The 7,666-nt window shown below is 27.4% G+C and carries 9 protein-coding genes and 1 riboswitch; of the genes, 1 reads left to right on the forward strand and 8 read right to left on the reverse strand.

The features are described 5' to 3' along the window. From thiM to VLM92_RS11450, 5 genes are all read right to left on the reverse strand, one after another. Positions 1–592, reverse strand: a 592-nt coding sequence (gene thiM, locus VLM92_RS11430) for a hydroxyethylthiazole kinase (RefSeq protein WP_325276465.1), incomplete at its 3' end; no start/stop codon positions are given. Positions 593–689: 97 nt separating this feature from the next. Continuing rightward, a riboswitch (TPP riboswitch) is annotated at positions 690–784 on the reverse strand. 481 nt (positions 785–1,265) lie between these two features. Next, a complete protein-coding gene (locus VLM92_RS11435; RefSeq protein WP_325276466.1) occupies positions 1,266–1,562 on the reverse strand; it encodes a hypothetical protein in 297 nt (98 codons plus the stop codon). Between the two features lie 154 nt (positions 1,563–1,716). After that, complete coding sequence (locus tag VLM92_RS11440) at positions 1,717–2,250, reverse strand: (Fe-S)-binding protein (protein WP_325276467.1); 534 nt, start codon at positions 2,248–2,250, stop codon at positions 1,717–1,719. Positions 2,251–2,264: 14 nt separating this feature from the next. Then, complete coding sequence (locus tag VLM92_RS11445) at positions 2,265–3,407, reverse strand: aminotransferase class V-fold PLP-dependent enzyme (RefSeq protein WP_325276468.1); 1,143 nt, start codon at positions 3,405–3,407, stop codon at positions 2,265–2,267. A 101-nt stretch (positions 3,408–3,508) separates the two neighbouring features. Next, positions 3,509–4,009 carry a nitroreductase family protein gene (locus VLM92_RS11450; protein WP_325276469.1) on the reverse strand — a complete coding sequence of 167 codons (501 nt, stop codon included), beginning with the start codon at positions 4,007–4,009 and terminating at the stop codon, positions 3,509–3,511. A 190-nt stretch (positions 4,010–4,199) separates the two neighbouring features. On the opposite strand from VLM92_RS11450, the gene VLM92_RS11455 reads away from it, so the two are divergent. Further along, positions 4,200–4,859: a carbonate dehydratase gene (locus VLM92_RS11455; RefSeq protein ID WP_325276470.1), complete on the forward strand. Its 660-nt coding sequence runs from the start codon at positions 4,200–4,202 to the stop codon at positions 4,857–4,859. A gap of 136 nt (positions 4,860–4,995) precedes the next feature. Here the strand turns inward: VLM92_RS11455 and VLM92_RS11460 are convergent, their stop codons facing one another. The 3 genes from VLM92_RS11460 to VLM92_RS11470 all read right to left on the reverse strand — a co-directional run. Continuing rightward, positions 4,996–5,628 carry a DUF3786 domain-containing protein gene (locus VLM92_RS11460; protein ID WP_325276471.1) on the reverse strand — a complete coding sequence of 211 codons (633 nt, stop codon included), beginning with the start codon at positions 5,626–5,628 and terminating at the stop codon, positions 4,996–4,998. A 252-nt stretch (positions 5,629–5,880) separates the two neighbouring features. Next, on the reverse strand, positions 5,881–6,366 hold the full coding sequence (gene tpx / locus VLM92_RS11465) for a thiol peroxidase (protein ID WP_325276472.1): 486 nt from the start codon (positions 6,364–6,366) through the stop codon (positions 5,881–5,883). Positions 6,367–6,635: 269 nt separating this feature from the next. Further along, the coding region (locus tag VLM92_RS11470; protein ID WP_325276473.1) for a sensor histidine kinase at positions 6,636–7,666 on the reverse strand (1,031 nt) is incomplete at its 5' end.

The raw sequence follows: 7,666 nt of genomic DNA on the forward strand, positions 1-7,666 counted from the left end.
TTAAACTAGCACTCATACATCCTGTTCCTGTTATACTTTTTAGTTTTGAAGTTCCATTATTTATTTTATAAACTATATTGATATCAGTTATTATATCAGTTTTACCAGTGGCTACTACTACACATTCTAACTTTTTAGCAACCTTTTTTATTATTTCAGTTGCATCTTCTTCTTCATCAAAAGAATCTACACCTTTTCCTTTTACATCAAATCCACCAATAAACTTAATCTCTGCTACGTTTCCTTTTACTACATCAAATTTAACTTCATTTAATAATTTATTTGTAAATTCTGTTCTCGCTTTAGTTGCAAATACTCCTACTGGATCTAATACTACAGGTTTATTATATTTATTGGCCATTTTACCTGCTATTAAATACAGCTTTAGTAATTCTGAATTCATGGTTCCTATATTTATTACAACAGAACTTGCCACCTTTACTATATCTTCTACTTCCTCATATGAAAAACTCATTAAAGGACTACCTCCAACTGCTAAGGTTATATTTGCACAGTCATTTATTGTTACATTATTAGTATAATGAAGCACTAATGGATTTGTTTCTTTTACCTTTTGAATTAAATTAAACATCTTTATTACCCCCTAATATATAAAAAAAGCTATACCTAATTAGGTATAGCTTTATAATCATATAATTAAAATTTAAATACTCTTGCATTTATATTTTAAATTTATATAAAAGCTTTCCTACGCTGGCATTATCCAGATCAGGTATAAGGGTCGGTATATCCTCTCAGCCATTTGGCTCCCCTAGCTATTTTTATTTTATACTTTAATTATAATCTGTTACTTTTTATTGTCAACTAGAATATTTCAAAAAAACAAAAGACACTAAATTTAATAGTTATAACTATCAAATCTAATGCCTTTTACCAAAGCTATCACTTTTTAGTGTGCTTTTCCCTCTTTTTCGATTTTTATTAAATAACATCTGCTACTTAGCATTTAGCCACCTATTGGTAATTGACCTCATTAGCTAACAGCTATGAATTAAAATGAGGTTTTTTAATTCAGATAAGTTATTTAATATGATATCAATAGATATCTCATCATCTAAACCCCCAATAGATACTAGTAAAAGGTTAGGTTAGAGTCCTAGCTTTTATCTAGTAAGTTTAGATACATAATTAATTTTCATTAACTATGTACTTATATATTAACCATTTTAAAGTTTAAAATTCACATTTTTATAAAAAATTTAATTATTCATATAGCTCCCACTGAGGATCATAATTTGCTTATTTTAATATTGGAAAAATCCAAAGTCACCTTCTACTGAAAATTTATCTCTACTTAATAAACCTCCATATGATATTGTTAGGCTATATAATTGGTCTGCTAAGTTTCTATTTATTATTACTTTATATCCATCAACTTCATATACATCATCATTTTCTTTTATTTCATCTAATTCAAAATCAAGCTTTGCATCATCATACATAGTTACACATCTTGTGCGTATTCTTATATTTTTATTCTCACTATTTTGAATTAGTTTATCAAGTTCTGTTTTTGCACTTTGTGTTATAAGTATATCCATTATTTCTCTCCTATAATTTTAATTCGATTTAATATTTTTTATAGGTATAATACCCAATCGTTCCAAATATAACACATAATAATACTGATGTAAAGTATGCTCCAAGTCATCTTATACTGACAATTACAATCTTTATTGTTTTATAATTTATATATTAAATTTCGTGTCCTAATAATAAAATCATACTTTCAAGTTTATCTATATTATTTTCATTTCCTTTTTCATATAAATGCAAGCATCTTTTTATCTTAGTTTCGCCTTTTATTAACTTTGTCGCAAATGCTAAACAAGTTTCTTGTCCACACTTTTTACAGTTTAGCTTAGGTAAATGAGTATATGCTTCTATTGGGCTTGGCAATTTTCTAAGCTCATATGATGGTTGTATTTCATTTCTTTTTTCATCTACTTCATTTATAATATCTTTTAAATAATCTAATACTTCAAAGGCTTCTGTTTCATTAAGTAGTTTTGCAACGTTAATATTCTCTTCAAAAATAGTTATAATTTTATGTTCCTTGTTAAACACAAGTGTATTTGCTTTTTGATTATATATTGCTGTTTTTAGATATGAGTTTAAATAAGGAAATATATCACTTATATTTCTAGGTAAGCTAGCTTTTATCCTTATTCTCTTAGCATCTGTAGTACATGGTTGAATAAAACTTAAATTTATATTTTCTAAATACATAGTGTCCCCCTTCATTATCCTTGTATTTCATTTAGTGCTTGTACTAATTTATCTATATCTTCTTTTTCATTAAAATATCCAATACCTATTCTCATGCTTCCTATTTCTTTTGTTCCTATTAATTCATGAGCATTTGGTGCACAATGTAAACCTGCTCTAAGCATTATATTATACTTTGAGTCTAATTCATGTACTGCATCCTCTGCTCTTATGTTTTTTATATTAAAAGATATTACTCCTACGATATCTTCACTGTTTTGTGGTCCGTAAATTTCAATATTTTTTACTTCTTTTAATTTATATAGTGCATAGGCTGTTAATTCTTTTTCTTTGTTATGTATTTTTGCTATACTTTCTTTATTTATAAATTTAATAGCTTCTCTAAGTCCTACTATCCCACTTACATTTAAAGTCCCTGTTTCTAGTTTATTTGGATAGTAATCAGGTTGATATTCATACGCAGAATCCCCACCTGTTCCACCTACTTTTAGTGGATTTATATCATAGTCACAATTTATAATTAATCCACCTGTTCCCATTGGCCCAAGTAAACTTTTGTGCCCTGTAAATGCTAGTAAATCTATGTTATCTTCTTTAACATCTATATTATATGCGCCTGCTGTTTGAGCTACATCTACTAAGAACAAAACATCGTTATCTTTAGCAATCTTTCCGATTTCTTTTATTGGCTGGATAGTGCCTAAAACATTTGATGCATGGTTAAACACTATAAGTTTTGTGTCTTTTTTTATACTTTTAGCTACATCCATTGGATTTGTATATCCTTCTTTAGTGGATGGAACTTTAGTTATTGTTATGTTTTTTTCTTTTTCTAAAGTTTTTAAACATCTCCACACTGCATTGTGTTCTAAGCTACTAGTTACTACATGGTCATTTTCTTTTAGTATGCCTCTTAGTGCTAAGTTTAAAGACTCTGTTACATTTGATGTGAAGATTACTTTTTTAGGATCTTTAAAGTTAAATAACTCTCCTACTAATTTTCTAGTTTCATAAACAAAAAAATCTGATTGCATAGCTCTTTGATAAGATCCTCTTCCTGAGCTTGATCCATTCTTTATCATAAAATCATATATGGATTTTGCTACTTGTTGTGGCTTTGGATATGATGTTGCTGCATTGTCTAAATAAATCCCCATAACCCTTCCCCCTTAGTGTTAATTTAGATTTGTCTTCATTTTAATTTTAGCATAAAAAAAGCTCTAATTCCTTTAAAAGGTTTTAGAACTTTTTCATATTATTAATATATTTCTCTATGTATAATTTCTTCTTTATACCTAGTTATTTCATGTTTTTCTTCATCTGGATTACCTATAGCTATCATAGATATAGGTACTATATCACTTGGCATATTAAATATTTCTCTTACTTGATTTTGTAAGTTTTCATGAGGATGAAGCCCTATCCAAACTGTTCCTAAGTTTATTTCAACAGCTTCTATTAATATATTTTGTATAGCCGCTGAGCAATCTTGTACATAGAATCCTTCTTCTTCTTGCTTAGATGGATTTGCACATACTACTATGCACAGTGGTGCTTGTTTTAACATTTTTGCATATGGATGATTATCTGCTAATTTATCTAAAGTTTCTCTTTTTGTTGTAAGTACAAACTCCCATGGTTGCTTATTGTGAGCTGATGGCGCTGCCATTGCCGCTCTTAATAATTGCTGTATTTGTTCTTCGGTTACTGGTGTTTCTGTGAATTTTCTTATACTTCTTCTTTTAAAAATTGAATTCATGTTTACCTCCTATAAAAATTACGTCTTTTATCTTGTGAAAATTTATTTAATAATTTACATCTATAATTATACCCTACAATATTTAATTTTAAAGCCACTTACCTATATATCTTTTATAATACTATTTTAGGTATCTTTTATATATTATATCAGTAATATATAATATACCAATTTAAGGAGGTATCATAATATGATTAAGTCTGTCCCTAATCCATTAGGTCCTTCCAATCAATATACTTATTTTATAGGTCCTAATCCGTGTACCAGTTTTGTTCATGAAAGTATTTCTCCTAGTATTGATTCTTCTGTATTTATAGGTCCTTTTTCATCTATTATAGGAGATGTAACTATTAATGCTAATGTGTTTATAGGCTGTAATGTTACACTAAGAGCTGATGAGGGAACTCCTTTTTATATAGGCTCTAATACTAACCTTCAAGATGGTGTTATTTTTCACGGTTTAGCTGATAAATATATTAGGGTGAAAAATAAAAAGTATTCCATATATGTTGGTAATAATGTCTCTTGTGCACATGGCTGTGTTATCCATGGTCCTTGTTTTATTGGAGATGATACCTTTATAGGTTTTAAATCTATTATATTTAATGCTTATGTTAAACGTAATTGCTTTATTGGAACAGGAGCTATTGTAACCAATGGTGTTGTGGTTGATTATGGTAGATTTGTTCCTCCTGGCGCAATTATTGATACACAAGATAAAGCAAATTCATTAGATGCTATTCCTAATACAGTTCAAGATTTTTCAAAAGAAGTCATCGATGTTAACACAGAATTTTCTTCTTCTTATCCCTTATTCTTTGGGGATACACGCTATAGTTACGGAGATTAAAACTGGATAAACTTGCATATTTCATTTTGCTACTCTTATTATAACAAAAAATCCTAGAACTATTGTATTACTACATTCTAGGATTTTTTATTCATTAATATTACCCAAGCCTATTGCTAGACTTATTTTAATTTGACTATTTTATTTTATCAAGTTCTTCAAATATCCTTATAAATGGCATATCTCCCACTACCGCAATATCCTCAGCATTAAAATAATACTTTATGTTAGAATCAAATAAAATATTGCCACAAGGTTCTATTTCCTCATCACCTTCCCAAAGTACATAAGCAATATAAGTATCATTTATAAATCTAATTTTATACGCAATATCCCCTATATTTAATTTAGCAGCACCGATTTTTTCCATAATATCTTCAAATTTTTTTATATCATTGCCAAAGTTACTTATTAGGCGGTTTATGCTAGTCTTTAAAAATGCAGAGTAATAAACATGTCCTCCATCAATTTCTTTAAAAGTTATGTACTTGTGGCTTTCTGGTACTGGATTTGCATTAACTAAAAATCTTATTATAAGTATTTCTAATGATATTTTGTTTAATTTAGTATTATCTTCATAAAAAATTTCCCCACTTGGATATTTTACATACAAATTCATATCCATACATTTAATTTTAAAGGTCTTGCTATCCTCATCATACTGTGAATTTGAAAACATAGCCATCTTTTTAGGGTCACTATTTGAAAAAGCTTTTTTAGCATAATCTAGTGGTACATTGTAATTGCCACCTTTATTAAAATACTCCATATTATTTCCCCTTAATTTTAGAATTTATTGTAGTATAGTATATTCTATTATTCAAGTATAAATTATCCTATCTTTAACTGCCTATTTATTAAACATTAAAATAACCTAGTCATTTAAATAACTAGGTTATTTTCTATTCTTCATTATCTAAATTTTTATATTAATTTTCATAATGTATTTCATTCTAAAATATACTCACTTTATTTTTATAATCTTCTTATTTTATTTATGACAGTATAAACATTTTTATAACTATTTTAAAGCTTGTAGTACTTTTTCATAATTAGGTTCATTAGTTATTTCTTCTAAATATTCAACATAAACAACTTTATTATCTTCATCAATAACAAAGACAGCTCTTGATAAAAGACCTAATTCATTTATATATACTCCATAATTTTTACCAAATTCCCTATCCTTATAATCTGATACAGTGTTAACCTTATCTATACCTGATGCACCACACCATCTAGCTTGAGCAAATGGCAAGTCCATAGATACTGTATATATTTCTACATTATCTAACTTACTAGCTTCTGTATTAAATCTTCTAACTTCCATATCGCAAACTGGAGTATCTATAGATGGTACTGTCAAAAATACTCTTTTTCCTTTTGTATCACTTAATTTAACTGGATTTAAATCATTACCTACCACTGTAAACTTAGGGGCAGTGTCTCCAACCTTTACTTGAGTTCCTTCTAATGTTAATGGTGCACCTTGAAATGTTACTTTCATAAAAATACCTCCTGTATAATCTATATTTAATATAATTTTTTTTATTTTGTTAATATATTTATACCTATATATTTTATGTTTAAACAATTAATAAAGTTTTTGTAACAAAAAAAGTCAGAAGGCTAAAACCTTCTGACTTTTTATCTATCTTCAGATATTAATTGTATATCTTATCTTTTCAACACAAGTGTAGTATCTTAATTTTTCTTAGTAAATAAATTTTTTATAATTCTATCAACCTATTAACATATTAACATATTCAGTTGATACTATTTTTCTAATTTTTTGAATTCTAAATTCACCTTAAACAAATCTCCATCAATTTCAATTTCAAAATTTCCACCTTGAATCTTAACCAAATCCTTAGCAATAGCAAGACCTAACCCACTACCTTCTGTATTTCTAGACTCGTCAGCTCTTTTAAATCTTTCAGTTATTTCATCTGCATCAAAATTAAGTTCATAAGAAGATATATTTTTCATAGTCAGGTTTATATCCTCACCACTTTGAACTAAGTCAATATACACTCTAGTATTAGGTAGTGAATACTTTGCTATATTAGATAAAAGATTTTCAAAAACTCTATACATTCTTCTACCATCAGCATTTATATAAATCTTATCCTCCGGTATATTTAACTTTAAATCCAAATTAGCTCTAGCTAATTTTTCTTCCATTTCCCCAATACTTTGTCTTAGTAATTGCTTTATATCTATATTCTCCATATTTAATTCAATATTGCCACTACTAGCTTTACTAGCTTCAAATAAATCTTCTATTAAAACCTTAAGCCTTTTACTCTTAGAATCTAGCACCTTTACATAATCTTTTATATGTCCTGGTTGTATGTTATCTTCTTTTTTAATAAGCTCTACATAATTTATTATAGAAGTTAAAGGAGTTTTTAAATCATGGCTTACATTTGTTATAAGTTCTGATTTCATTCTTTCACTTCTTAATTGGCTATCTATTGATTTTTCTAATCCTTCACCAATGTTATTTATGTTTTGAGCAAGTACTGTAAAGTTATCATATCCATTTACATCTATTTTGTAATTAAGTTCACCGTTTTTTATTTTATCAGTTCCATCTATTATTTGTGCTAAATAGCATAATTTTTTAACTATATACCATGTAAATATACCCATTGATATAAATAGTGTTATAGCAAAAATTCCTCCACTAAATTCATATGGATGCATTAAAAAAGCTAAAAAAACACTTCCTATTACACATATAATAGCTAATAATATTATTCTTTTTATTAATGGTATTTTCTTAGATGAATTTAATACATTTA

It is taken from the genome of Romboutsia sp. (assembly GCF_035470145.1).
GTDB lineage: Bacteria > Bacillota > Clostridia > Peptostreptococcales > Peptostreptococcaceae > Romboutsia_D.